Raw genomic sequence first — 26,093 nt, forward strand, 5'->3', positions numbered from 1 at the left:
ATTCTCTCGCCCCCCAGCCTGAAGCAGGTGCACGATGAGCAGCCATGACGGCCTGATGGTTTTTACTGGCAACGCGAATCCCGCGCTTGCACAGGAAGTCGTCAAAATCCTCGGTATTCCCCTCGGCAAGGCTATGGCCAGCCGGTTCTCGGACGGTGAAATCCAGGTCGAGATTCAGGAAAACGTGCGCGGCAAGGATGTCTTCGTCCTGCAGTCCACGTGCGCACCGACGAACGACAACCTGATGGAACTGATGATCATGGTCGATGCGCTCAAGCGCGCATCCGCTGGTCGGATCACCGCAGCCATCCCCTACTTCGGCTATGCCCGTCAGGATCGACGCCCGCGTTCGGCGCGCGTCGCCATCTCGGCGAAGGTCGTGGCGAACATGCTGGAAATCGCCGGCGTCGATCGCATCATCACGATGGATCTGCACGCCGACCAGATTCAAGGCTTCTTCGACATTCCCGTCGACAACATCTACGCGACGCCGGTGCTGCTCGGCGATCTGCGCAAGCAGAACTACGAGAATCTGCTGATCGTGTCGCCGGACGTTGGCGGTGTGGTGCGCGCACGTGCGCTCGCGAAGCAGCTGAACTGCGATCTCGCGATCATCGACAAGCGTCGTCCGAAGGCAAATGTTGCCGAAGTGATGAACATCATCGGTGAAGTCGAAGGCCGCACCTGCGTGATCATGGACGACATGGTCGATACCGCCGGCACGCTCTGCAAGGCAGCGCAGGTGCTGAAGGAACGCGGCGCGAAGCAGGTTTTTGCCTACGCGACGCACCCGGTGCTATCGGGTGGCGCGGGCGAGCGTATCGCCAACTCGGCGCTCGACGAGCTCGTCGTGACCGATACGATTCCGCTGGGCGAAGAAGCGCGTTCATGCCCGAAGATCCGTTCGCTGACGAGCGCTGGTCTGCTCGCCGAAACGTTCTCGCGTATCCGCCGCGGCGACTCGGTGATGTCGCTGTTTGCGGAAAGTTAAGAATTTGCGAAGGCGCAGCGCATGCTGCGCTTTTGCACAATCGGCATGAACGGACGAAGGTTCGTGCCGTCGCTTCTGGGGCCTGCGCTCGTTGCGTGAAGGCCCCGTTTTTACTGCCTGGTCGCGGGCAGTGCATTGGAGAATCAAGATGAAAGTAGTCGCTTTCGAGCGTAGTCTGCAAGGTACGGGTGCGAGCCGCCGCCTGCGTATTACCGGCAAGACGCCGGGAATCGTATATGGCGCTGATGCTCAACCGCAACTGATCGAACTCGATCACAACGCGCTGTGGCACGCGCTGAAGAAAGAAGTTTTCCACTCGTCGATCCTCGATCTGGAAGTGGCAGGCAAGTCGCAACAGGTTCTGCTGCGCGACGTGCAATACCACCCGTTCCGTCAGCTCGTGCTGCACGTGGACTTCCAGCGCGTCGACGCGAAGAAGAAGCTGCACACCAGGGTGCCGCTGCACTTCATGAATCAGGAAACCAACCCGGCAGTGAAGCTGTCGAGCGCGGTGATCTCGCACGTCGTGAACGAAATCGAAATCGAGTGCCTGCCGTCGGCACTGCCTGAATTCCTCGAAGTCGACCTGGCGAAGATCGAAGCGGGTCAGACGATGCACGCGAAGGACATCGTGCTGCCGAAGGGCGTCGCTCTGGTTGCGCACGTTGAAGCAGAAAACCCGGTCATCGCTTCGGCGACGATCCCGGCTGGCGCCGTCGCTGACGAAGCCGCTACGGGTGCTGCCGAAGGTGAAGGCGACAAGCCGGCTGCCTGATCGCACGGGAAGCGAACAAATCCTCTCGATCCGTTTCATTGAAACGGTCGACGTGACCCGCCGCGGTTCGCCCCGGCGGGTTTTTTTTCGGCTTTTTTTCGTCCGCCCGTAACGGGACAATCATCGAATCATGATCAAGCTGATCGTTGGGCTCGGCAATCCGGGCGCCGAATACACCGCGACGCGCCACAACGCCGGCTCCTGGCTGGTCGATCAACTCGCGCGCGAGGCAGGCACTACGATGCGCGACGAGCGGCGCTTCCAGGGCTTCTACGGCAAGGCGCGTCTCCATGGCGAGGAAGTGCATCTGCTCGAACCGCAGACGTATATGAACCGCTCGGGGCAGTCGGTCGTCGCGGTGGCGCAGTTCTTCAAGATTCTGCCCGACGAAATTCTCGTCGCGCACGACGAACTCGATCTGCCGCCCGGCGCTGTGAAGCTGAAGCTTGGCGGCGGCAGCGGCGGTCATAACGGGCTGAAGGACATCACCGCGCATCTGTCGTCGCAGCAGTACTGGCGGATGCGGATCGGAATCGGTCATCCGCGCGATCTGATTCCCGAAGGCGCGCGCGCCGGCGCGAAGCCCGACGTCGCGAACTTCGTGCTGAAGCCGCCGCGTCGCGAGGAACAGGACGTCATCGACGCGTCGATTGAACGCGCGCTGGCGGTGATGCCGGTGATCGTCAAAGGTGAACTCGAACGCGCGATGATGCAGCTGCATCGGAACTCGCAACCTTAGTCCGACACGCCCACGCCCTCACCCATGCGAAGAACACTCGAAGGAGCCGCGTTTTGAGCCGTTACTGGAGCGACATCGTTCACCGGTTGAAGCCGTACGTGCCGGGCGAGCAGCCCGCGCTCGCGAATCCGGTGAAACTGAACACCAACGAGAATCCGTATCCGCCGTCACCGCGCGTGCTCGAGGCGATCCGTCACGAGCTCGGTGAAACCGCCGATACGCTGCGTCGCTACCCGGACCCGACGGCCCTTCGGCTGCGCGAAACGGTTGCAAGGCATCATGGCCTTCGCAGGGAGCAGGTGTTCGTCGGCAATGGCTCTGACGAAGTGCTCGCTCACGTGTTTCAGGCGCTGCTAAAGCACGAGCATCCGATACTTTTCCCGGACATCACGTACAGCTTTTATCCGACGTACGCGCGTCTTTATGAAGTCGGGTACCGCACTGTCGCGCTCGATGATCAGTTCGCGATCCGTCCCGACGACTACACCGCGCCCAACGGCGGCGTGCTGTTCCCGAATCCCAATGCGCCGACCGGCCGCGCACTGCCGCTTGCCGATATCGAACGGCTGCTCGAGCGGAATACGGAATCTGTCGTGGTTGTCGACGAAGCCTATGTGGACTTCGGCGCTGAATCGGCGATCGGCCTGATCAACCGGTATCCGAATCTGCTGGTCGTGCACACGGTGTCGAAGGCGCGCTCGCTGGCCGGTATGCGCGTGGGCTTCGCATTCGGCGACGCGGCGTTGATCGATGCGCTAAATCGCGTGAAAGACAGCTTCAACTCGTATCCGCTCGACCGGCTCGCGCAAGCCGCGGCCATCGCCGCCTATGAGGACGATGCCTGGTTCCGCGACAGTTGCAGCAAGGTCATCGCGAGCCGCGAGCGATTATCGGCTGGACTGACCGCGCTGGGCTTCGAGGTGCTGCCATCGGCGGCGAACTTCGTGTTCGCGCGGCATGAAGGCTATGAGGCTGCGGCGCTGGCCGCGCGCCTGCGCGGGAAAGAGATTTTCGTGCGTCACTTCAACGCCCCGCGCATCGACCAGCACCTGCGCATTTCCATCGGCACCGATGCCGAGTGCGACGCGTTGCTCAACGCGTTACGCGACATCATCGGTGGTTACATCGGATAACGCACGCATCGTGGCATGGCGCGTCGCAGAAACAAAAAACCGGGCTCGACCGCCCGGTTTTTTACGTCATCGCCCAACAATGCCGCGAAATGGATGTCATTCGGCCTTCGCGGCCATCAGTGCGTGATACTTGGCCATTAATCCATCCGGTGTTTCGGCATGCTGCGGATCGCGCGGGATGCACTCCACCGGACACACCTGCACACACTGCGGCTCGTCGAAATGACCGACGCATTCGGTGCATTTCTTCGGGTCGATCACATAGATTTCCGGGCCCATCGAAATCGCGTCGTTCGGGCACTCGGGCTCGCATACGTCGCAATTGATGCACTCGTCGGTAATCATCAAGGCCATGCTTCTTCTCACTTCGCGCCGGCAACGGGCCGACTGTCATTCCGCAAGCCGCTAGTTTACGCCGCTTACGGTTGGGCTGCCTGGTCCGGCTCGAGTCCGAGCGCCGCGACCTTTTCCTGCAGCCATTTTTCGACCGACGGGAACACGAACTTGCTCACATCGCCGCCCAGCTGGGCAATCTCGCGGACGATCGTGCCCGAAATGAACTGGTACTGGTCGGACGGCGTCATGAACATCGTTTCGACGTCCGGCAGCAGATAGCGGTTCATGCCGGCCATCTGAAACTCATACTCGAAGTCCGACACGGCGCGCAGGCCGCGCACGATCACGCGCGCGTTGTTCGTCCGGACAAAGTCCTTCAGCAGCCCCTTGAAACTCATCACCTGCACGTTCGGATAGTGGCCTAGCACTTCGTGCGCGATATCGAGGCGTTCTTCGAGCGTGAAGAAGGGTTTCTTGTTACGGCTGTCGGCGACGCCGACCACCAGCGTATCGAAAATGCTCGACGCGCGCCGAACGAGGTCTTCGTGACCGCGCGTCAGCGGGTCGAATGTGCCCGGGTACACGGCGACTACCATGAGACTTCTCCTCTCTGTTCACTGGGACGGGCAGTTCAGCGCCCGTGAGATGCTTCTGCCAGGGGTCGCGCGCGTGACGGCAGCCGTCCGGCGCTTGTTATGGAAGGCGCATTATTCCTCATTTTCGCGCTGCAGCAAATGATAGTGAACCGCGCCCGCCTTGCCCTGGCGGACGATGGTCCAGCCTGCCAGCGCCTCTGTCTGTGCGATGTCGAGCGCTTCGCCCGCTTCGACGTACAGGAAGCCTTCGGCGCTCACGAGCGGCACGGCGAGCGTCAACGCGCGCTCGAGCAGGTCGGCATCGAACGGCGGATCGAGGAACACGACGTCGAACGAGCCGGGCGCCAGGCTCGCCGCGAGGCGCAGCGCGTCGGCTTCGGCGATTTCGATGGCGCGCGCAGCCAGTTTGGCCTGATTCGCGCGCAACTGGCCGGCGGCGCGCCCACTGCGCTCGACCATCAGCACACGCGCCGCGCCGCGGGACGCCGCTTCGAAACCGAGCGCGCCGCTGCCGGCAAAGAGATCAAGGCAGCGCAGGCCGTCGAGGCGCTGGCCGAGCCAGTTGAAGAGCGTTTCGCGCACGCGGTCGGGCGTCGGACGCAGGCCGTCGAGATCGAGCACCGGCAGCGGCGTGCGCTTCCAGTCGCCGCCGATGATGCGGATTGCGTGCGGCGCCTTGCTGCGGCCTGAGGATGCGCCATGCGCGCGGGAAGGAGAGGATCGGGGCATGCGGAAATCGTCTTGCGTGGAGAGCGCCCGCGTCTGCGACGGCGGGCCGGAGCGCCAACGTTACCACAGGCCCGCGCTGCCCCGCCGCTGCCACGGTCGCGGCTTTGGCACGGCGTCCGGCGACGGGCCCGGGCGCGCCTGATAAAATGTCCGGTTTCCAGCGCCTTGCATCCCGCATTGCCACGCTGCCTGCCGCTGTCGCCTGGTCCCGCGTCGCGGGAATCGGCGCGCGCTCTCACCACGCCAGATCATGTTCAGCTTTTTCAAACGATTCAAGGGCTCGAAAACGTCCGACACCGTGCCGCAGGAAGCGCCTGCGGAGCAGGAGCAGGTTGCGGCTGAAGTGGCGCCGGCTCCGGTTCCAGCGCCTGCCCCTGTCGTCGCGCCGGCAGCGCCTGCTGCCGCGCCGGTAACCCCTACCGCATCGACACCTGTGGCGCCTGCTGCGCCGTCTTCCGCGCCCGTTACGCCTGCGGCTCCCGTCGACCGTGCTGTGTCGCAAGCGCAGGCAGCGCCGGCACCGGCACCCGCTGCCGAACAGTCTTGGCCCGCTGCGGCATTTGCCGCGCCCACGGCCCAACAGTCACCGCAACCCGTGGCACAGTCCGCGCCGTCCGTATCCGCAACGCTGGCCGCAGAACCTGAGGCCGACGAAGAAACCGTCGAAATCGTCCCGCCGCCCGCGCCGGAGCCGGCCGCAAAGAGATCCTGGCTGACGCGCCTCAAAACCGGCCTGTCGAAGACGAGTTCGAGCCTGACAGGTATTTTCGTCGGCGCGAAGATCGACGAGGACCTGTACGAGGAACTCGAAACCGCGCTGCTGATGTCCGACGCGGGCGTCGACGCCACCGAATTCCTGCTTGAGTCGTTGCGCGAAAAGGTCCGCGCCGAGCGCCTGACCGATCCGCAACAGGTGAAGACCGCGCTCCGCTCGCTTTTGATCGACCTGCTGAAGCCGCTCGAAAAGTCGCTGATGCTAGGCCGCGCGCAGCCACTCGTGATGATGATCGCGGGCGTCAATGGCGCCGGCAAGACCACCAGCATCGGCAAGCTGGCGAAGCATCTGCAGCGCTTCGACCAGTCAGTGCTGCTCGCCGCCGGCGACACGTTCCGCGCCGCCGCGCGCGAGCAGCTGGCGATCTGGGGCGAGCGCAACAACGTGACCGTCGTCGCGCAGGAAAGCGGCGATCCGGCCGCGGTGATCTTCGATGCCGTCGGCGCCGCGCGTGCGCGAAAGATCGACGTGTTGATGGCCGACACCGCAGGCCGTCTGCCGACGCAGTTGCATCTGATGGAAGAACTGCGCAAGGTGAAACGCGTGGTCGGCAAGGCGCTGGATGGCGCGCCGCACGAAGTCCTGCTCGTCATCGACGCGAACACCGGACAGAACGCACTCGCCCAGGTCAAGGCCTTCGACGACGCGCTCGGCCTGACCGGCCTCATTGTCACCAAGCTCGACGGCACCGCGAAGGGCGGCATTCTGGCGGCGATCGCACGGCAGCGTCCCGTACCGGTGTACTTCATCGGCATTGGCGAGAAGGTCGAGGATCTGCAGCCGTTCAGCGCCGAAGAATTCTCCGACGCGTTGCTCGATTTCTGACACTGTCCGTTCGATCCGAAGGCAAAAAAAAGGCGTCCAGTGCACGAGCCGCACTGGACGCCCTTTCTACATCACCCGCGCATTGAAACGCACAACGCGCACCCACGCGGAAGTCACTCCGCGTCCGGCTGCTCGCCCGGCGCCGCACGCTGAAACGCGTCGATCTGCATCGCGTGTTCGTAGATCCGGTGAATCGTCGGAAACGGCGCGGTGTCGATCTTGAAGCGGTGCGCGTTGAATACCTGCGGCACGAGGCACGCATCCGCGAGCGTCGGCGCGTCGCCGAAACACAGCTTGCCGGTACGCGCGTCGCTGGCGAGATGCGTCTCCAGCGTCGCGAAGCCCGATTCGACCCAGTGGCGATACCACGCGTCTTTCGCCTCATCGTTCACGCCCAGCGTGTGCTTCAGGTACTTGAGCACGCGCAGGTTGTCGAGCGGATGAATCTCGCACGCGATCTGCAGCGCGACCGAACGGACATACGCGCGGTCACGCGGCGTCGCGGGCAGCAGCGGCGGCTCGGGATGCGTCTCGTCGAGCCACTCCATGATCGCGAGCGACTGCGTGTACACATCGTCGCCATCGACGAGCGTCGGCAGGATCGCGTCCGCATTCAGCCGGCGATATTCAGGCTTCAACTGCTCGCCACCGTTACGCAACAGATGAACCGGCACGTAGTCGCACGGCAGGTTCTTCAGGTTCAGCGCGATCCGAACGCGATACGACGCCGAGCTACGAAAATAGCTGTAGAGCTTCATGCGCTGTGTCTCCTCCCGTGACTCCGGCGCCATCAGACGACGCGCACGCTGAAGTCGCCAAGCCCGTCGACGCCGCCCTTCATCACTTCGCCCTTGACCACCGCGCCGACACCTTCCGGTGTGCCCGTGAAAATCAGGTCGCCCGGTTGCAGCTCGAAGAGCGTCGACAGATACGCGACGGTTTCCGGAATCGACCAGATCAGGTCCGACACGTCCGAACGCTGTTTTTCCTCACCGTTGACGGTGAGCCAGATCGCGCCCTTGTCGATGTGACCGACTTTCGAGGCGGGATGAATCGGGCCGAGCGGCGCTGAATAATCGAAACCCTTCGCGGTATCCCACGGGCGGCCGAGTTTTTTCGCCTCGGCCTGCAGGTCGCGGCGTGTCATGTCGAGCCCGAGCGCATAGCCATAGACATGTTCGGGCGCGCGCCCAGCGGGAATATCCTTGCCCGCCTTGCCGATTGCAGCGACGAGTTCCATCTCGAAGTGCACGTTCTTCGACTGCGACGGATACGGGAAGCTGCCGGTTTCGCCCGGCGCGACGTACACGACGGCGTCGGCCGGCTTGCAGAAGAAGAACGGCGGCTCGCGGTCGGGATCGTGCCCCATCTCGCGAGCATGCGCCGCGTAGTTGCGACCCACGCAATAAATCCGGCGTACCGCAAACTGCTCGCTGACTCCGACAACAGGCACCGCGACAACCGGCGCCGGCGCAAACACGTAACTCATCCTGTTCTCCGTTTTTTGTGGGATGCCGCGCAGGCGGCGACTAAACGATAAGTGTAACGCGCATGCACAATCTTGCTGGATCGCGACAGATGCGATACTGGAGGCCTTTACCGTCCCGTCGGCCCACCGCGAGCGCGCGTTTGTCCGTTTGTGCATCCGCCCGCGCCGCCGAAACTTCCGCACCACGCCCATCCGATGATCGAATCTCCCGACACCACGACCGCCGTCCTCCCGTGCGCCCGTTTCATCAAGGAAATCGGCCGTGGGCCGAACGGCGCCCGCGCGCTCTCCGCCGAAGATACGCACACGCTGTATAGCGCGATGCTCGACGGCCGCGTCTCCGACCTCGAGCTTGGCGCAGTGCTGCTCGCGTACCGCGTGAAAGGCGAAAGCGCCGACGAACTGGCGGCGATGCTGTCGGCGGCGCACACGTCGTTCGAGCCGGTTCGCGTGACGCACGATGCGTATCAGGCAGTGTCGATCCCGAGCTACAACGGCGCGCGCAAACAGGCAAACCTGGTGCCGTTGCTGGCGCTGCTGCTGGCCCGCGAAGGCGTGCCGGTGCTGGTGCATGGTGTGGCTGAAGACCCCGGCCGTGTGACGAGCGCCGAGATTTTCGCGCATCTGGGCGTCGATCACGCGCCGACCCACGCGGCCATCGAAGATGCGCTGGCCGCCCGCCGCCTTGCGTTTTCGCCGATCGCGACACTCGCGCCCAAGCTCGCGCGGCTGCTGGCGCTGCGCCGGCGGATGGGTGTGCGTAATTCGACGCACACGCTCGTCAAGATCCTGCAGCCGTTCGAGCCGTACGGGCTGCGTCTCGTGAACTACACGCATCCGCCGTATCGCGAGAGCCTTACGCAGCTGTTCGCTGCGCATCCCGACGCGGCCGTCGGCGGCGCGCTGCTCGCGCGCGGCACGGAAGGCGAGGCCGTCGCGGACACGCGGCGTCAGGTGCAGATCGACTGGCTGCACGACGGCGCGTGCGAAACAGTCGTCGCCGCTGAGCGCTCATCGCCGGATGCGCCCGAAGTGCCGCTGCCGGAAGCCCGCGACGCGGCGACCACAGCGGCATGGATCGAAGCTGTGATGCGTGGCGAAGTGCCCGTTCCGCTGGCAATTTCCCGTCAGGTCGAACTGATCGCCGAGATCGCGAAACGCGCCGCCTGACCGGGGCTGGCACGGGTTTGAGAGACGCTTCCTGTACTCCTGAACCTGCGAATCCGAACACCGCCGGTTGACAGGGTCCCGCACCCTGACATACAGTCACCGGATGCGTTCCCTTCCGAACACCCTCCGAATTACCCTCAGCCGCCTACCGCGGCTTCTATCGCTACGTCTAGCGTAAGTCAGGCGTAGCGCCGCGCATCCAGCTTCACAGCGCGGTCCTCCAGCAGTTCCGCAGTTTCAGCTTCACCCCAGATCCGCCGTACCTCTTACAACCTGTCGTCAGTGTTCGTCCGTTTATCCTTCGGATGAATCGCGAGGTCAAAATGCACGTTGCATGGGCACAAGCCATCGCCGTCAACAGCGTCATCATTGCGATGACCTTCTTCGTTCGCGCCCGTTCGTTGCTACCGCCAGCCACCGGCTGGCGGACCGTGCCCCTAAGGGAAGCGCGCCGCCGCTAGTGCAGCGCGCCGCCGCTACATCCCTTTACACGCAGACACATACGAACACGACACAACGAACGAGGCTCACCATGTTGCGCAACCCTGCTGAGAAGTACCGCCCTTTTCCCGCCGTCCGCCTGACCGGCCGTAAATGGCCGGGCCGCACGATCGAGCGTGCGCCGGTCTGGATGAGCACCGATCTGCGCGATGGCAACCAGTCGCTGATCGAGCCGATGAGCATCGCGCAGAAGCTCGAATTCTTCGAGACGCTGGTGGCCATTGGCTTCAAGGAAATCGAAGTCGGCTTTCCGTCGGCTTCGCAGACCGACTTCGATTTCGTTCGCAAGCTCATCGACGAAAACCGCATTCCCGACGATGTGACCATCGAAGTGCTCGTGCAGTCGCGCGAAGAACTGATCGCGCGCACGTTCGAGGCGCTCGAAGGCACGCCGCGCGCGATCGTGCATCTGTACAACGCGATCGCGCCATCGTTCCGCAAGATCGTGTTCAACCAGTCGAAGGACGAGGTGAAGGCGCTGGCAGTGGAAGGCACGCGGATCATCCGCCAGTACGCCGACGCGCGCCCGCAGACCCACTGGATCTACCAGTATTCGCCGGAAACGTTCAGCATGACCGAGCTCACCTTCGCGCGCGAAGTGTGCGACGCGGTCGCGCAGACGTGGCGTCCGACGCGCGATCACAAGATGATCGTCAACCTCCCCGCGACGGTCGAAGCGGCCACGCCGAACGTGTTCGCCGACCAGATCGAATGGATGGACCGCAACCTCGGCTATCGCGACAGCATCGTGCTCTCGGTGCATCCGCATAACGACCGCGGCACGGCTGTCGCCGCCGCCGAACTTGCGTTGATGGCGGGCGCCGATCGCGTCGAAGGCTGTCTTTTCGGCAACGGCGAGCGCACCGGCAACGTCGATATCGTCACGCTCGCGATGAACCTGTACACGCAGGGCGTCGATCCGGGCCTCGATTTCTCCGATATCGACGCGGTGCGTCGCGTAGTTGAACGCTGCAACCAGATTCCGGTACATCCGCGCCATCCGTACGCGGGCGATCTCGTGTTCACGGCGTTCTCCGGCTCGCATCAGGACGCGATCCGCAAGGGTTTCGCCCAGCAGGCGCCCGACGCCGTCTGGGAAGTGCCGTACCTGCCGATCGATCCGGCCGACCTCGGCCGCAGCTACGACGCGGTCATCCGCGTAAACAGCCAGTCCGGCAAGGGCGGCTCGACGTATCTGCTGGAGCGCGGTATGGGCTTCACGCCGCCGCGTCGCGTGCAGATCGAGTTCAGCCACGCCGTGCAGACGGTCGCGGATCAATCCGGCGTCGAAGTCACCGGCGACGCGATCTGTGCGCTCTTCGCACGGGAATACTTCGATACGGACGGCCCGGCGGCGCGCGTCACCGCGTCGACCGTACGCTGGGAGAACCGCGACGTGACCGTCGTCGGATCGGCTGATGCACGCGCCGAAAGCGGCGGCGAATCGCACGCGCAGTCTGTGGCACGGGCGATGACGACGGCCGCGGGTCAGTCGATCGAAATCACGTCGTATGAAAGCCTGCGGACGACGGACGGCCGCGTCGCGGCGTTTGTCGGCTGCCGCGTCGACGAGCAGCCGGTACGGTACGGCGTTGGCGTGAGCGAGGACGATGCGACTGCGGTCGTCGATGCGGTCGTCAGCGGTGTCAACCGCGCGGTATGGGCGCCGGTCGACCGGCGGGTCGCAGCGTAGGCGTAGAGGTAAGCGTCAGAAAAAACGGCTGACACGCGACACACCCAGTGCCGAAGCGTCGAAACATGACGCAACGTCACGCGTAACGCGCCCAGGCGGCTCACAAGGCGGCCTGGCGATGGAACCTACCGGGTTCACTCGATCGCGCAGCGCGTCGCCTGCCAGGCGATCAGACGCCAGCGGCCCGCTTCCTGCGTCTGGATCGCCGTGTACGCGATCGGGAAGAGCAGCGCGCCATTGTTCGCTTCCATCTCGATCAGCGCACGGCCCGTGACAACGCAGGTCTCATTGCCCACCGCGATCACGTCCTGCGACTGGATCTCGATCTGACGGTAACGACGGCGGCCGGCCGTGATGGCGTCGATGAACTGCTGCTTCGACTCGCGCTTGCCGTTCGTATGGACGTAGATCACGTTGTCCGACAGCAGCGTGTCGAGCAGTTCACCGTTGCCGTCGACCATCGCGCGAAAGCGGTCCCGCTCCAGCCCGCGAATCGCCTCGATCACTTTTGCCGCCATCGCTCAGCCCCCTTGCATCGAAGGGCGCCGCGCGCGGCAACGCCGATCGTCAGAAGTTGTATTGCAGATATAGCTGGGTGAAATTTATACCAGGATTCGGCTCTTTGATACCGGCGTTCGACATATGCTGGAAACGAAAGCCCGCCGCGTACTGCTGACGGTCGCCAAACTGGGCGCCGACGCCCGCCATATCCGCGAACTGAAACGCCGTCGATAGCGTGTACGAGCGGGAAATCGTCGGACTGGTCAGCACACGCACGCCGACGCCCGCCTCGATAAACGGCCGGAACCAGCCTGAACCCTTGATGAAGCGGATCACCGGCGTGACGCCGAGTTCGCCGGTGTTTTTGTGGACGTCGCCCTCACTGCTGTGCCACCACGCGACGTGCGCCTCGCCGATCAGCGAAAAATGCCACCCGCCGATCTCCCACCACGTCAGATCCGGATCCCAGACAACGCCGAGATCAAGCTTGTTGACGTGATGATCGGCCATCCCGCCCGCAACCTGAACCCCGAACTGATCCGCGGCGGCCAGCCCCGAAAAGGTCAGCAGCCCCAGAACGAACGCGCATCGAAGCGCCGGGCCGAGACTTGAGTTTTTCTTTTTCATTGAACACCCTCTGCCCAATCTTCAGGGTCGCCGCGAGGCGGTTGCCAACGTTTTCGAGATAAGCCGGTTAAAAAAGAACCTTATCCAAGAGAAGGGATTGACGCAAATAGTTCCTTTAGATAAGACGAAAACCGGTCGTTCTATCGCGTTCTCTACCGCGACGGGTAAATTGTACGGGCCAAGCAAAGTTTTTGCAGTTGGCGTACGATGCTATTGAACATCAAGTTTCGATAGGATTTACGGAACTCTCAAGTCCCTACGGCCTCTAAGTATTAGCACTCCTGTTACCAGAGTGCTAACATCCACGGGAGTCGTTTTCTGACTGAGCTTTTGGTTGATTCCATAGGAGTTTCTTACGTGAGCAATGCACTGACCCTTCCGAGTACTCTGAGCCCGTCGTCGGCTAAGGCCGCTCCGGCAGGTGCACTGGCGCTCGCGCATTCTTCATTGCTGCCCGGCCAGCTGGGCAATATCGACGCCTACATCCAGGCCGTTAACCGGATTCCGATGCTGACGCCGGCGGAAGAACGCCAGTTCGCCACCGAATTTCGCGAGCAGAACGATCTTGGTTCCGCCCGCCGTCTGGTACTGTCGCACCTGCGGCTTGTCGTGTCGATCGCGCGTAACTACCTGGGCTATGGCCTGCCGCATGCAGACCTGATCCAGGAAGGCAACATCGGCCTGATGAAGGCCGTGAAGCGCTTCGATCCGTCGCAGAACGTGCGTCTGGTTTCGTACGCGATGCACTGGATCAAGGCCGAGATCCACGAATACATCCTGCGCAACTGGCGCATGGTGAAGGTCGCCACCACCAAGGCGCAGCGCAAGCTGTTCTTCAACCTGCGCAGCCACAAGCAGGGTTTCCAGGCGTTCACACCGGAGGAAATCGAAGGCCTCGCGACGGAACTGAACGTGAAGCGCGAAGAAGTGGCCGAGATGGAAACGCGTCTGTCCGGTGGCGATATCGCGCTGGAAGGTCAGGTCGAGGACGGTGAAGAAGCGTATTCGCCGATCGCCTGGCTCGCCGATTCGCACAACGAGCCGACGGCCGTACTCGCCGCACGTCAGCGCGACAAGCTGCACAGCGACGGCATCGCCAGTGCGCTCGAAGCGCTCGACGCCCGCAGCCGCCGCATCATCGAGGCACGCTGGCTGAAGGTCGAAGACGACGGTTCGGGTGGGTCGACGCTGCACGAACTCGCTGATGAGTTCGGTGTGTCGGCGGAACGTATCCGTCAGATCGAGGCGAGCGCGATGAAGAAAATGCGCGGCGCATTGAGCGAATACGCGTAACGCGCCAGCCGGTTTGTTCGGCACATGTAGCACACCAGGCCCTGCCTTCGAAAGATGGCGGGGCTTTTTCTTGTCTGCCTCTCAATTCCCGAGTCATTTCCGGGACAGTCGCGCCCTTTTAGTTGACGCAACGCAAAGAGCGCGGTGATACTGGTTTCGCGGGTTCGCCTTCGCGACCGTATGCCGCAGCGTGGAACGCCCGCGTCGACTGGCCCGCTCCTAAAATTCCGTTATGCATTGCCTGGCCGCGCCATGCGGCCCGACCGGCATTCCTCTCATGGAGCCGTCATCGACCGATCATGACCATAACGCTGAATCACAGGACCCCCGCTGCTCACCGAAGCCTGCGCGCGCGTTGCACCGCATGGGCGCGCGGCCCGACCTTCGCACGCGACATCGTCATCGTGCTCGCGATCAAGTTCGCGCTGCTGATGATCCTCAAATACGCATTCTTCAATCATCCGCAGGCGGAGCACATGTCGCTGCCGCCCGCGGTCGTCGCGCAGGCGCTACTCGCCATTCCCGCATCGCATCCGTCTCAAGGTGATACTCATGCCCGCTAGCGAAGTCGTCGATCTTTCGCGCTTACAGTTCGCCGTTACGGCGCTCTACCATTTCCTGTTCGTACCGCTGACGCTCGGCCTTTCGTGGCTGCTCGTCATCATGGAGTCGGTCTACGTGATGACCGGCAAGCAGATCTACAAGGACATGACCCAGTTCTGGGGCAAGCTCTTTGGGATCAACTTCGCGATGGGTGTCACGACCGGGCTCACGCTCGAGTTCCAGTTCGGCACGAACTGGTCGTACTACTCGCATTACGTCGGCGATATTTTCGGCGTGCCGCTGGCCGTCGAAGGGCTGATGGCGTTCTTTCTGGAGTCGACCTTTGTCGGCCTGTTCTTCTTCGGCTGGAACCGGTTGTCCAGAGTGCAGCATCTGACCGTCACGTTCCTGGTCGCGCTCGGGTCGAATCTGTCGGCGCTGTGGATTCTGGTCGCGAACGGCTGGATGAACAATCCGGTCGGCGCCCACTTCAACTACGAAACGATGCGGATGGAACTGTCGAGCATCTTCGACGTGCTGTTCAATCCGGTCGCGCAGGTGAAGTTCGTCCACACGGTGTCGGCGGGTTACGTGACAGCGTCGATGTTCGTGCTCGGTGTGTCGTCGTGGTATCTGCTGAAGCGTCGCGATACAGAATTTGCATTGCGTTCGTTTGCGATCGCGGCAGGCTTTGGTCTCGCGTCGACGATATGCGTGATCGTGCTCGGCGACGAATCCGGCTATCGCACGGGTGAAGTTCAGCAGGTCAAACTTGCTGCCATTGAATCAGAATGGGAAACGGCGCCCGCGCCTGCACCGTTCACGATCTTCGGTATTCCGAACCAGCAGGAAGAGCGAACCGACTATGCGATCCGGGTACCGTACGCACTCGGCATCATCGCGACCCGTTCGCTCGATGAACCGGTGCTCGGCCTGAAAGACCTGATGGCGCATAGCGAAACGCGCATCAGGAATGGCATGCTCGCGTACGGCGCGTTGCAGCAGCTAAAAAGCGGCGACGACACCGACGAAGCCCGCGCGACGTTCGACGCGCACAAGGCCGACCTCGGCTACGGCCTGATGCTCAAGCAGTTCACGACCAACGTCACTGACGCCACGCCTGATCAGATCAGGCAGGCCGCTAAGAAGACGATCCCGCCCGTCGCGCCGGTGTTCTTCTCGTTCCGCCTGATGGTCGGCCTCGGCATCCTGTTCCTCGCGACGTTCGTGCTCGCATTCTGGTTCTGCGCGCAACGCTCGCTGCTGCTCGACAAACGCCGCTGGTTCCTGCGCTGGGCCGTGTGGGCGATCCCATTGCCGTGGCTTGCGGCCGAGTTCGGCTGGATCGTCGCTGAAGTGGGCCGTCAACCGTGGACCATCGCGGGCATTCTACCGACGTCGCTGTCCGCTTCGAGCCTGCAGCCCAGCGATCTGTATCTGAGCCTCGCCGGTTTCGTGGTGTTCTACACGGCGCTCTTCATCATCGAGATCATGCTGATGTTCAAGTACGCGCGTCTGGGTCCGTCGTCGCTGCACACGGGCCGCTATCACCACGAGCAGGACACGCTGGCGCCGGCACTGGCTGGCAAGCCCACTGCGTAATTCACCACCAATCTGTTCAACGGGAAAATTCATCATGGATTACGCAACCCTCAAACTGGTCTGGTGGGTGCTGATCGGCGTGCTACTGATCGGCTTCGCGCTCACTGACGGCTTCGACATGGGCGCGGCGATCCTGCTGCCCTTCATCGGCAAGACCGACGGCGAGCGACGCATCGTTGTGAACACGGTCGGCGCCACGTGGGAAGGCAATCAGGTCTGGCTCATCACGGCAGGCGGCGCGATGTTCGCGGCCTGGCCGCTGGTGTACGCGGCATCGTTCTCCGGTTTCTATTTCGCGATGCTGCTTGTTCTGTTCGCGCTGTTCTTCCGGCCGGTCGGCTTCGACTATCGCAACAAGCGCGAGGATCCGCGCTGGCGCACGGCGTGGGACTGGGGTCTGTTCATCGGTGGCTTCGTGCCGGCACTCGTGTTCGGCGTCGCGTTCGGCAACCTGCTGCAAGGCGTGCCCTTCGAGTTCGATACCGATCTGCGCGTGACGTATCACGGCGGCTTCTTCGCGCTGCTCAATCCGTTCGCGCTGGTGTGCGGGCTTGTCAGTGCGTCGATGCTCGCGGCGCACGGCGCGGCGTTCGTCAAGATGAAAACGGATGGCATCGTGGCGCGACGCGCGTCGGTGGCGCTGCGCATTACGTCGCTGGCCGCCGTTGCGCTGTTCCTGATCGCCGGTCTGCTGATCGCGACCTTGATCGGCGGCTATCAGATCGTCGATGCCGCACCGCTCGATACCGTCGCCAATCCGCTCCTGAAGAGCGTGATCGGCGCACCTGGACTGTGGCTGACCAACTACTCGACGTATCCATGGATGATCGCGGCGCCGGTCGTCGGCATTGTCGGCGGCGTGCTCGCGCTGGCGCTGGCCAGTTCGCGCTTCGAGAAGACCGCGTTTGTCTCGACCGGGTTGATGATCATTGGTGTGATCCTGACGGCGGGTTTCTCGATGTTTCCGTTCATCATGCCTTCGTCGCTCGACAATCGCAGCAGCCTCACCGTCTGGGATTCGACGTCGAGCCAGATGACGCTTCAGATCATGCTGATTGCCGTCATTATTTTCCTGCCGCTGATCCTGATCTACACGAGCTGGGTGTATCGCGTGATGCGCGGCAAGGTGACAGCGAAAGCGATCGAAGAAAACACCCATTCGTTGTATTGAACATCAACGCGGCGCTCGCGTAGAAACGGGCGTCGTCCGGAACGGATTCGAAGGAGCTTGTGATGTGGTATTTCAGCTGGATTCTCGGCATCGGTGTGGCACTCGCGTTCGGCATCATTAACGTGATGTGGTTTGAAGCGCGGCGTCCTGTGGCGGCAGCAGCGGCGGCTGCAACGAAGCACGGTCAGGACTCGCATACGTCTTCGCGAGCGGATTGAACGCGACGTTGTTGTCCGCGTCCGCATCGCCGGCCCGGATGCGGAAACCGGAACTCGACAACGCGGAAAAACCGAACCGTAAACGAAAGAGCGGAGCCCACAAAAAAGGCGCCGCTCTTTTCATTTCATCAGCTTAAAGCTTAACGCTTAAACCTTAGGCAGGCTCTACCGCTGCTCCGCCCGTTGCCGGCAGGCGCGTCGCCAGTTGCTGCGCGTAGCGCGCTGCAGCCTGGCCGACGACGATGTGGAACGTATCGTCCGTCACCCATGCAACGTCCAGCGCGTTCAGACGCTGACGATCCACCGCCGACGCATCGCGTACCACGACACGCAGACGCGTCGCTGCGACGGCGTCGATCGAGACGACATTGCCCGCGCCACCAAACACAGCCAGCCAGCGCGCCGGATCCGGATCCAGCGGACCGCCTTCCGCCGCAACGCCGCCCGAAGCGGCTACAACCGGTGTAGCCACGGCAGCCGGCTTCACTTCCAGCGCACCACCCTGATCGATCGTCGTGCGGATTTCGTCGGCGATCATGTCCGCTTCCGGTCCGATGATGACCTGCACGTTGGTCGCGCCGCGCTTCAGCACGCCGCGCGCGCCGACAGTCTTCAAATCCGCTTCCGATACCTGGTTCGAATCCACCACCGACAGACGCAGACGCGTCGTGCATGCATCGACGAGCGTCAGGTTCGACGCGCCACCCAGAGCGGCGATGTAACGTTGCGCGCGCGTCGCGGCGACACCCGCTGCGGGAGCCGCAAGACCGCCCGACGACGTTTCCACTTCACCGTCTGCATCGGCCGTAGCGGGCTCGCGACCCGGCGTCGCCATGTTGAACTTGCGGATGAAGAAGCGGAACAGGCCGTAGTACACCACCGAGTACACGATGCCGATCGGAATCGCCATCCAGCCCTTCGTCGACAGACCGTAGTTCAGCACGTAGTCGATCGCGCCCGCCGAGAACGTGAAGCCGAGGTGAATGCCGAGCGCCGAGCAGATCGCGAGCGCGAGGCCCGTCAGCAGCGCGTGGATCACATACAGCACCGGTGCGAGGAACATGAAGCTGAATTCGATCGGCTCCGTCACGCCCGTCAGGAACGAGGTGAGCGCCATCGAGAACAGCAGGCCGCCCACCAGCGCGCGGCGTTCCTTCGGTGCTTCATGGAACATCGCGAGACACGCAGCCGGCAGACCGAACATCATGACCGGGAAGAAGCCCGTCATGAACGTTCCGGCCGTCGGATCGCCTGCGAAGAAGCGATGCAGGTCGCCCGTCACCGCAGCGCCGCCCGGCGGCGTGAACGAGCCGAATACGAACCACGTCAGCGAATTCAGGATGTGGTGCAGACCGGTGACCAGCAGCAGACGGTTCAGCACGCCGAATACGAACGCGCCGATTGCGCCCGCGGTTGTCAGCCAGTGGCCGGCCAGGTCGATGACGGCCTGAACCGGCGCCCACACATAGCCGAACACGATGCCTATCGCCAGACAGACAACCCCGGTGACAATCGGCACGAAGCGTTTCCCTCCGAAGAACGCGAGGTAGTCGGGCAGCTTGATGTCCTTGTACCGGTTGTACAGCAGCCCCGCGACGATACCCGCCACGATCCCCGACAGCACGCCCATGTTGAGCTTGTCGTTGATGTCCTTCATCACGGCGATCTCGATGAGATAGCCGATTGCACCTGCCAGCGCCGCGACGCCGTTGTTGTCCTTCGCGAAACCGACTGCCACGCCGATTGCAAACAGCAGCGGCAGGTTGTCGAAAATCGCGCCGCCAGCGTCGGCGATCATCTTGATGTTGAACACATCGGGCTGGCCGAGGCGCAGCAGCAGGCCGGCAACCGGCAGCACTGCAATCGGCAGCATCAGCGCGCGACCGAGGCGCTGAATCTTCAGAAACGGATTCCCATCCATTGATATCTCCAATTCCCTTCGTTGAGTCGAGGTCGTAGTTATTGCCTACGTCATTGCATTACGTCTTTTGCGTCTTCGTGTTGCGAAGGCTGTCGCGGACTGTATGGGGTTCAGTCCTGTGGCCAGACTTCGCGGCTCACTGCCCTTACCGCCTGCGCCGAATCGAGCGCCAGGGCATCCTGGGCGCGCTGACGGCACAGCTGATAATCGAGGTTGCGCACCCGCGCCTTGATGCCCGGCACCGACACCGGATCCACGGAAAGCTCAGTCACGCCAAGGCCGACGAGGAGCGGCACTGCCAGCGGATCGCCCGCCAGGGCACCGCACACGCCGACCCACTTGCCGTGCTTTTCCGCGCCCTTCACGGTGGCGTCGATCAGACGCAGCACCGCCGGATGCAGACCGTCCGCCTGCGCGGCGAGGTCCGGCTGGCAGCGGTCCATGGCGAGCGTGTATTGCGTGAGGTCGTTGGTGCCGATCGACAGGAAGTCCGCGTGCTGCGAAAGCTGGTCCGCGAGCAGCGCCGCCGACGGCACTTCGATCATCACGCCGACTTCGATCGCATCCGTGCGACCGGCTTCGCGCGCCAGTTCGTCGATGCGCTTGCGCAGGCGAACGAGTTCACCCGAATCGGTGACCATCGGCAGCAGGATGCGCACGGCGCCGAGCGGCTGCACGGCGAGCAGGCCACGCAACTGGTCGTCGAGCAGATCCGGGCGCACCTGGGCGAGACGGATACCGCGCAGGCCCAGCGCCGGGTTCGTTTCCGGCGGCAGGGTCAGGTAGTCGACTTCCTTGTCCGCGCCGACGTCGAGCGTGCGGATGATCGCCGTGCGGCCGTTCAGTGCGTCGACGATCGTCTGATAGCTCTGTCGATGTTCGTCGACATTCGGCGCAGCCTGGCGATGGATGAAGAGCAGTTCGGTGCGCAGCAGGCCGACGGCGTCGGCGCCGTTGTCGACGGCGGTCTTCGCGTCGTCGAGCGTCGCGATGTTTGCAGCGACTTCGATCGCGCGGCCGTCGCTGGTGACCGCCGCCTGTTGGGACGTGCGACGGTTCGCTTCACGCACGCCAGCCAGACGCTGTCGCTCGGTGCGCGCACGTTCGACGTCGAGCGCCGTCGGTGCATGTTCGAGACGGCCAGCGCTCGCATCGACCACGACCTGCGTGCCTTCGGGTACGGCAAAGAGCGCGTCGCCGACAGCGACGAGCGCCGGAATGCCAATCTGGCGCGCGATGATCGCCGCGTGCGACGTCGCGCCGCCGCGTGCCATCACGAGCGCCGTGACGCGGGTCCGATCCAGCGATGACAGATCTGACGGCGTGAACTCTTCCGCAGCGAGCACGGCTTCGTCGGGCAGCACACGCGCGGCGCTATTCGAATACCCGAGCGCGCGCAACACGCGCTTTTCGATGTCGCGCAGATCGGCGGCACGTTCGGCGAGGAGTGCGTCGTCGATATTCGAGAGCACGGCGATCTGCGCACGGATCGCCGAGCGCCACGCGAAGCCGGCGCTCTTGCCGAGGCTGATCAGATCGCGCGCGGCGTCGAGCAGCGTCGGGTCTTCGAGCAGCACGCGATGCACCGCGAAAATGCCCGCCTCGCCGACAGCGCCGCGTTGCGATGCTTCGCGCACGGTCGTGTTCAGTTCTGCATCGATTGCGGCGAGCGCCTTGTCGAGCAGACGGCTTTCCGCCGCCGACGTACCGCTTGCGACTTCAGGCGGATCGAGATCGGCGTCGTCCCAACGCACGATCTTGCCAACCGCAATACCGGGCGCTGCGCACACGCCGGCGAGCGTGTTCGGCGCGAGCGTTTCGCCCGCCGCACGCGCGACCTGAACCGGCGCAGGCGAGCTTTGACGTGCCGGTTTTTCTTCGACTTCGCCATGCGCTTCGCGCAACAACTCATGCGCGACCGCTTCGACTGCGGCCGCAGCTTGCGGGCCTACGCCGAGGATCTCGATCGTCGCGCCTTCACCGGCGCCGAGGCCGAGCAAACCCACGACACTCTCAATCGCCGACTTGCGTCCTTCGAAGCGGATCTCGACACGCGCATCGAGACCACGCGCTGCTTCGCGAGCGCGCGCCGCAGGCCGCGCATGCAGGCCGCCAGCGTGCGCGAGCGTGATCTGCTGACGCGACTCCTCGGTCACGTTCGTCGCCTGACGCGATGCTTCGGCAGCTGCTCCGCCACGCGCGCGCAGCGTGAACAGCGGGCTTTCACCGGCCTTCAGCATGCCCGCAACCGGACGCTCGACAATTTCGAACGCATCCGAATTCGCGATCGCGATCACCGAAACGAGACTCGGCGCCGTCGATGCAACATAGTCCAGGTCGAATTCGATCAGTACATCTCCGGTACGCACCGTCGCGCCTTGCGGCACCTTCGACGTGAAGCCCTTTCCGGCCAGCTCGACCGTGTCGATGCCGATATGCAGCAGGATTTCAGCGCCTTCAGCCGTTGCCAGCGTAAGTGCGTGGCCGGTGCGCGCGAGATGCGTGACCACGCCGTCGCACGGCGCAACCAGCCGGCCGACGAGCGGATCGACACCAATGCCGTCGCCGAACATGCCGCCCGAAAACACCGGGTCGGGTACATCTGCGAGCGGTACGACCGGGCCGGTCAGCGGCGCGAGCAAAACAATAGGGCCTTTGGAATGGCTCATCAAACGGGACTCCTCGACACGTCGCATCTGCTATCTCGATCAGTGAGTTTCGGTGACTTTATTCAGATGGCGCGGCGCATCGGGATTGCGTCCACGTGCGGCGGCAAGGCCGTCAGCCATCACATAAAAGGAAAGAATCGCAGCGATCGGATCGAGCGCCGGATGATCGGTGGAGACGAGCGGCAACGTCGCTTCCGGCACGTCGGCCGGCGCGGCGAGCAGCACGCGTGCGCCGCGTGCCTGCATGTCGCGCGCGAGCTGGATCAGGCCCGCCTGTTCGGGTCCGCGCGGTGCGAACACCAGCAGCGGATAGTCCTGGTCGATCAGTTCCATCGGACCATGACGCACTTCCGCGCTCGAAAACGCTTCCGCCTGAATGCCCGACGTTTCCTTCAGCTTCAGCGCCGCTTCCTGTGCAATCGCGAGACCGAGACCACGGCCGATCACGATCATGCGTTCGATGCCGCGCAGTTCTTCGACGGCCTTCGTCCAGTCGAGCGCGCCGGCTTTGCGCAACACATCGGGCAACGTGTTCAGCGCTTTCAGCAAGGCTTCGTCGCGTTGCCAGTGTGCGACCAGCAGCGCGGACATTGACAGCATCGCGATATAGCTTTTCGTTGCGGCGACGCTCAGTTCGGGACCGGCCAGCAGCGGCAGATGAAATTCGCACGCATCAGCCAGCGGCGACGACGGCGCATTCACCGCGGCAATCGTCAGCGCGCCAGCGTCGCGCAATGCGATCATCGTGCCGACCAGATCCGGGCTCTTGCCCGACTGCGAGAACGCGAGCGCGAGCTGGTCGCGCACCTGAAGCGGTGCCTGCTGCAGCGTCGCAACCGACATCGGCAGCGATGCGACCGGCACGCCGAGGCGGCTCATCGTCAGACTTGCGAAGTAACTCGCTGCGTGATCTGAACTGCCACGCGCGACCGTCAGCGCGACGTGACGCGGCAATTCAGCGAGTTTGCGCGCGAGGGCTTCGACACGCGACGTATCCGCGAGCTGCGCGGCGACCACGTCGGCGGATGCCAACGCTTCATCAAGCATATTCGACAATCGATTCTCCTTCGACGTAAGTCGCGGTCAACGCCAGTTCACGATCGAACACGACGACATCGGCCCAGGCGCCGCGCGCGATACGGCCGCGGTCTTCGATGCCAAGGTAGTCGGCGGCGTAGCGCGACAGACGGTTTGAAACATCGGCCATCGGCAGGCCGAGCGAAACGAGGTTGCGCAGCGCCTGATCCATCGTCAGGGTGCTGCCGGCGAGCGTGCCGTCGGCGAGACGCACGCCGCCGAGGCACTTCGTGACGTGCTGGCTGCCAAGGCGATATTCGCCGTCCGGCATGCCGGTCGCCGACGTGCTGTCGGTGACCACATACAGACGCGGAATCGCGCGCATCGCGGCGCGGATCGCGCCCGGATGCACATGCAGCAGGTCAGGAATGATTTCGGCGAATTCGGCATGCGCGAGCGCGGCGCCGACAATGCCAGGATTGCGGTGATGCAGCGGCGACATCGCGTTGAACAGGTGCGTGAAGCCGCACGCGCCGTGTTTCAGCGCGGCGACGGCGTCGTCGTACGTGCCGAGCGAATGGCCGAGCTGCACGCGTACGCCGCGCGCCGCCATCTCGCTGATGATGTCCATATGACCGGAGATTTCCGGCGCCAGCGTGACGACACGGATCGGCGCGATCGACAGATACTTCAGCACTTCGTCGAGCACGGCGGAGACTGCAGCGTCAGGCTGTGCGCCGAGTTTGCCGGGGTTGATGTACGGCCCTTCCAGATGCACGCCGAGCACGCGCGCGCCGCCTGGCGTGCGCATACGCGTCACATCGCCGAGGTTCGCGACGACGTTCATCAGTTCGGCGCGCGGCGCGGTCATCGTGGTGGCGAGCAGGCTCGTCGTGCCGAAGCGCGCGTGCGTGCGGGTGATCGTTTCGATCGCGTTGCCGGCTTCCATGACGTCGGAGCCGCCGCCGCCGTGCACGTGCAGATCGATGAAGCCCGGCAGGATGTACGGATCGTCGTTCGTGGCAGGATCGGTGCGGTCGCCTTTCAGCGACGTGATGCGGCCGTTTTCGAATTCGACCGTGCCGTTGATCCAGCCGTCAGTGGTGAGTATGTTTCCGGTCAGCATGTGTCTCTCTGATGATGCGTCGTGCATTTCCATGACTGAGTCTGCTTGATTCCAGGTCCCGCGCTACTGCCGCAATTCAGCGACGAAGTCGTAGTAGTCGTCGCGGCAATAGGTGTCGGTGAGTTCGATCGCGCGCTGGTCGGCGCTGTAGCCGATGCGCGTGATCACGAGCAGCGCGGTGCGCGGCTCGATGTCCATCAGGCCGGCGATCTCGCTTGTCGCGTTGACTGCGCGGAAGTGTTGCAACGCGCGGACCACGGCCATGCCGCGCTGCTCCAGATAGCTGTAGAGCGAAAGGCCGATGGCCTGCGGATCCGGCACGATCGAAGCCGGAAGCGCTGAGTGCTCGACCGCCATCACGATGCCGTCGGCACGGCGCAGTCGCCGCAGGCTCGCGACAGGCGCACCGGGCGAGAGGCCAAGATGCACGACTTCCTCGCGGTTTGCTGCGCGGATTTCGCGCTCCAGCCACACTGAATCGGGCCGGAAGCCGCGCTGCTCCATCTTCTTCGTGAAGCCCGTCAGACGGGAGAGCGGATCTTCGACGCGCGGCGTGATGAAACTGCCCGCGCCGCGCGCCCGACGGATCAAACCCTGCTCGACGAGCAGTTCGATCGCCTTGCGCGCGGTGATGCGCGATACGCCGATTGCATCGGACAACGTGCGCTCCGACGGCAAAGCCTCGCCGGCCGACCAGACGCCGCAATGGATCGCTGTCGCGAGATTGCGTGCGAGCTGCAGGTAGAGCGGCGTGACGTTGCGAACGTCAGGCATCAGGGCGGACCAGCGAGTTTCCATGGGGCTCCGGCGGTCGGTAAACGAGAGCGCGGCTTCTTGAAAGTGGAGCCCATTATATAACCAACATAATACCAGTCAAACCATGCTGAATTGCGGCAGCCTTATTCCGACAAACCGTTGATATCAAAGGGTTTAATGCTGATTTTGTGACCTGTTCCGACAGATGCGCGAGATCGGGATTTACCCGTATGGACGTATTTTTGAGGTACAAAATCGCCAACTGGTCTGCATCGAAAGAGCCCACTCGCAGCCAGGCAGATACCTTTTTAGTACCAGCGCGAGCATTGTAGTTGTGACGCGGGTTTTTATAAGGGACGGGATCACATATAGTGATGCCTGACCAACAAAAAGATCTTCAGGGGAGCCTACGTTGACCGATCCTGCGGTGCTGCAGCGCGCTCAGGCCGTGCGCCGTTTCAATCGCTTCTATACGCAACACATCGGCGCGTTGCACGAGCGTCTGCAAAAGAGCCCGTTTTCGCTGACCGAAGTGCGCGTGCTGCACGAGCTGTCACGCGGTCAAGCCGATACGGCCGCCGCGCTCGCCCGCAATCTCGGCCTCGATAGCGGCTACCTGAGCCGCCTGCTCACCAGCTTCGAGCGCCGTAACCTGATTTCCCGACGCCCATCCGACGCCGACGCCCGCCAGTCGCTTCTCGCGCTCACCGACGCAGGTCGCGCCGCGTACGAACCGCTCGATGTCGCCGCGATCGAAGAAGTGTCCGCACAGTTGATGCGACTCGAGCCGGCGGCGCAGGAGCAACTCGTCGCGGCAATGCAGTTGATCGAACAGCTGCTTGGCCGCGACATCCATCGCGGCGAAATTTGATCGACGAGCACGTGCAAGCCGCGGAC

The 26,093-nt window shown here is 63.3% G+C and carries 23 protein-coding genes and 2 pseudogenes; 13 read left to right on the forward strand and 12 right to left on the reverse strand.

From position 1 onward, the window contains the following. Positions 1-34: 34 nt before the first annotated feature. The 4 genes from P3T16_RS29120 (at position 35) to hisC (ending at position 3,638) form a co-directional block, all read left to right on the forward strand. Entirely contained in the window at positions 35-991 is a 957-nt protein-coding gene (locus P3T16_RS29120; RefSeq protein ID WP_429254831.1) for a ribose-phosphate pyrophosphokinase, read from the forward strand. 148 nt (positions 992-1,139) lie between these two features. Continuing rightward, on the forward strand, positions 1,140-1,766 hold the full coding sequence (locus P3T16_RS29125) for a 50S ribosomal protein L25/general stress protein Ctc (protein ID WP_429344901.1): 627 nt from the start codon (positions 1,140-1,142) through the stop codon (positions 1,764-1,766). Between the two features lie 130 nt (positions 1,767-1,896). Further along, complete coding sequence (gene pth / locus P3T16_RS29130) at positions 1,897-2,505, forward strand: aminoacyl-tRNA hydrolase (protein WP_429344902.1); 609 nt, start codon at positions 1,897-1,899, stop codon at positions 2,503-2,505. A gap of 53 nt (positions 2,506-2,558) precedes the next feature. Then, complete coding sequence (gene hisC, locus P3T16_RS29135; RefSeq protein ID WP_429254834.1) at positions 2,559-3,638, forward strand: histidinol-phosphate transaminase; 1,080 nt, start codon at positions 2,559-2,561, stop codon at positions 3,636-3,638. A 96-nt stretch (positions 3,639-3,734) separates the two neighbouring features. On the opposite strand, the gene P3T16_RS29140 is transcribed toward hisC, so the two are convergent. The 3 genes from P3T16_RS29140 to rsmD all read right to left on the reverse strand — a co-directional run bounded on the left by P3T16_RS29140 (position 3,735) and on the right by rsmD (position 5,299). Continuing rightward, entirely contained in the window at positions 3,735-3,992 is a 258-nt protein-coding gene (locus P3T16_RS29140) for a YfhL family 4Fe-4S dicluster ferredoxin (protein ID WP_429254835.1), read from the reverse strand. 65 nt (positions 3,993-4,057) lie between these two features. Next, on the reverse strand, positions 4,058-4,570 hold the full coding sequence (gene coaD / locus P3T16_RS29145) for a pantetheine-phosphate adenylyltransferase (RefSeq protein ID WP_429254858.1): 513 nt from the start codon (positions 4,568-4,570) through the stop codon (positions 4,058-4,060). A 111-nt stretch (positions 4,571-4,681) separates the two neighbouring features. After that, positions 4,682-5,299, reverse strand: a complete 618-nt coding sequence (gene rsmD / locus P3T16_RS29150; RefSeq protein WP_429254859.1) for a 16S rRNA (guanine(966)-N(2))-methyltransferase RsmD — start codon at positions 5,297-5,299, stop codon at positions 4,682-4,684. Positions 5,300-5,549: 250 nt separating this feature from the next. Between rsmD and ftsY the strand changes: the two genes are divergently transcribed. Continuing rightward, entirely contained in the window at positions 5,550-6,899 is a 1,350-nt protein-coding gene (gene ftsY / locus P3T16_RS29155; RefSeq protein ID WP_429344903.1) for a signal recognition particle-docking protein FtsY, read from the forward strand. A gap of 113 nt (positions 6,900-7,012) precedes the next feature. On the opposite strand, the gene maiA is transcribed toward ftsY, so the two are convergent. Then, the gene (gene maiA, locus P3T16_RS29160) at positions 7,013-7,657 is read right to left on the reverse strand and encodes a maleylacetoacetate isomerase (RefSeq protein ID WP_429344904.1); all 645 of its coding nucleotides are present in this window, start codon (positions 7,655-7,657) and stop codon (positions 7,013-7,015) included. Positions 7,658-7,689: 32 nt separating this feature from the next. Next, the gene (locus P3T16_RS29165; RefSeq protein ID WP_429344905.1) at positions 7,690-8,388 is read right to left on the reverse strand and encodes a fumarylacetoacetate hydrolase family protein; all 699 of its coding nucleotides are present in this window, start codon (positions 8,386-8,388) and stop codon (positions 7,690-7,692) included. 195 nt (positions 8,389-8,583) lie between these two features. On the opposite strand from P3T16_RS29165, the gene ybiB reads away from it, so the two are divergent. Next, positions 8,584-9,558 (forward strand): DNA-binding protein YbiB, encoded by a 975-nt coding sequence (ybiB, locus tag P3T16_RS29170; protein ID WP_429344906.1) that lies wholly within the window; start codon positions 8,584-8,586, stop codon positions 9,556-9,558. Between the two features lie 532 nt (positions 9,559-10,090). Continuing rightward, the gene (gene leuA / locus P3T16_RS29175) at positions 10,091-11,752 is read left to right on the forward strand and encodes a 2-isopropylmalate synthase (RefSeq protein ID WP_429344907.1); all 1,662 of its coding nucleotides are present in this window, start codon (positions 10,091-10,093) and stop codon (positions 11,750-11,752) included. A 134-nt stretch (positions 11,753-11,886) separates the two neighbouring features. On the opposite strand, the gene P3T16_RS29180 is transcribed toward leuA, so the two are convergent. After that, positions 11,887-12,270, reverse strand: coding sequence for a nuclear transport factor 2 family protein (locus P3T16_RS29180; RefSeq protein WP_429254865.1), 384 nt, complete (start codon positions 12,268-12,270; stop codon positions 11,887-11,889). Positions 12,271-12,319: 49 nt separating this feature from the next. Continuing rightward, the gene (locus P3T16_RS29185) at positions 12,320-12,880 is read right to left on the reverse strand and encodes an acyloxyacyl hydrolase (protein ID WP_429254866.1); all 561 of its coding nucleotides are present in this window, start codon (positions 12,878-12,880) and stop codon (positions 12,320-12,322) included. A gap of 357 nt (positions 12,881-13,237) precedes the next feature. On the opposite strand from P3T16_RS29185, the gene rpoH reads away from it, so the two are divergent. From rpoH to cydX, 5 genes and pseudogenes are all read left to right on the forward strand, one after another. Continuing rightward, a complete protein-coding gene (gene rpoH, locus P3T16_RS29190; protein ID WP_429254867.1) occupies positions 13,238-14,173 on the forward strand; it encodes an RNA polymerase sigma factor RpoH in 936 nt (311 codons plus the stop codon). A 299-nt stretch (positions 14,174-14,472) separates the two neighbouring features. Further along, positions 14,473-14,736, forward strand: coding sequence for a cytochrome oxidase putative small subunit CydP (cydP, locus tag P3T16_RS29195; RefSeq protein ID WP_429254868.1), 264 nt, complete (start codon positions 14,473-14,475; stop codon positions 14,734-14,736). After that, complete coding sequence (locus tag P3T16_RS29200) at positions 14,726-16,318, forward strand: cytochrome ubiquinol oxidase subunit I (protein WP_429254869.1); 1,593 nt, start codon at positions 14,726-14,728, stop codon at positions 16,316-16,318. Before cydP ends, P3T16_RS29200 begins: the two co-directional genes overlap by 11 nt. Positions 16,319-16,352: 34 nt before the next feature. Next, complete coding sequence (gene cydB, locus P3T16_RS29205; protein ID WP_429344908.1) at positions 16,353-17,489, forward strand: cytochrome d ubiquinol oxidase subunit II; 1,137 nt, start codon at positions 16,353-16,355, stop codon at positions 17,487-17,489. 62 nt (positions 17,490-17,551) lie between these two features. Further along, positions 17,552-17,635, forward strand: a pseudogene (cydX, locus tag P3T16_RS29210) (cytochrome bd-I oxidase subunit CydX); the annotation flags it as partial. Positions 17,636-17,861: 226 nt separating this feature from the next. Here the strand turns inward: cydX and nagE are convergent. The 5 genes from nagE to P3T16_RS29235 form a co-directional block, all read right to left on the reverse strand. After that, entirely contained in the window at positions 17,862-19,628 is a 1,767-nt protein-coding gene (gene nagE, locus P3T16_RS29215; protein ID WP_429344909.1) for an N-acetylglucosamine-specific PTS transporter subunit IIBC, read from the reverse strand. Between the two features lie 110 nt (positions 19,629-19,738). Next, positions 19,739-22,297, reverse strand: a complete 2,559-nt coding sequence (ptsP, locus tag P3T16_RS29220) for a phosphoenolpyruvate--protein phosphotransferase (protein ID WP_429344910.1) — start codon at positions 22,295-22,297, stop codon at positions 19,739-19,741. Between the two features lie 39 nt (positions 22,298-22,336). After that, positions 22,337-23,344 (reverse strand): SIS domain-containing protein, encoded by a 1,008-nt coding sequence (locus P3T16_RS29225; protein ID WP_429344934.1) that lies wholly within the window; start codon positions 23,342-23,344, stop codon positions 22,337-22,339. Beyond that, complete coding sequence (nagA, locus tag P3T16_RS29230; RefSeq protein WP_429254873.1) at positions 23,337-24,440, reverse strand: N-acetylglucosamine-6-phosphate deacetylase; 1,104 nt, start codon at positions 24,438-24,440, stop codon at positions 23,337-23,339. Before nagA ends, P3T16_RS29225 begins: the two co-directional genes overlap by 8 nt. Positions 24,441-24,503: 63 nt before the next feature. Then, positions 24,504-25,238: a GntR family transcriptional regulator gene (locus P3T16_RS29235; protein ID WP_429254874.1), complete on the reverse strand. Its 735-nt coding sequence runs from the start codon at positions 25,236-25,238 to the stop codon at positions 24,504-24,506. A gap of 370 nt (positions 25,239-25,608) precedes the next feature. Here P3T16_RS29235 and P3T16_RS29240 point away from each other — a divergent pair. After that, positions 25,609-26,040: pseudogene (locus P3T16_RS29240) on the forward strand (MarR family winged helix-turn-helix transcriptional regulator); the annotation flags it as partial. Between the last annotated feature and the right edge of the window lie 53 nt (positions 26,041-26,093).

The sequence above is a fragment of the Paraburkholderia sp. GAS42 genome (assembly GCF_050436565.1).
In the GTDB taxonomy this organism is placed as follows: Bacteria; Pseudomonadota; Gammaproteobacteria; order Burkholderiales; family Burkholderiaceae; genus Paraburkholderia.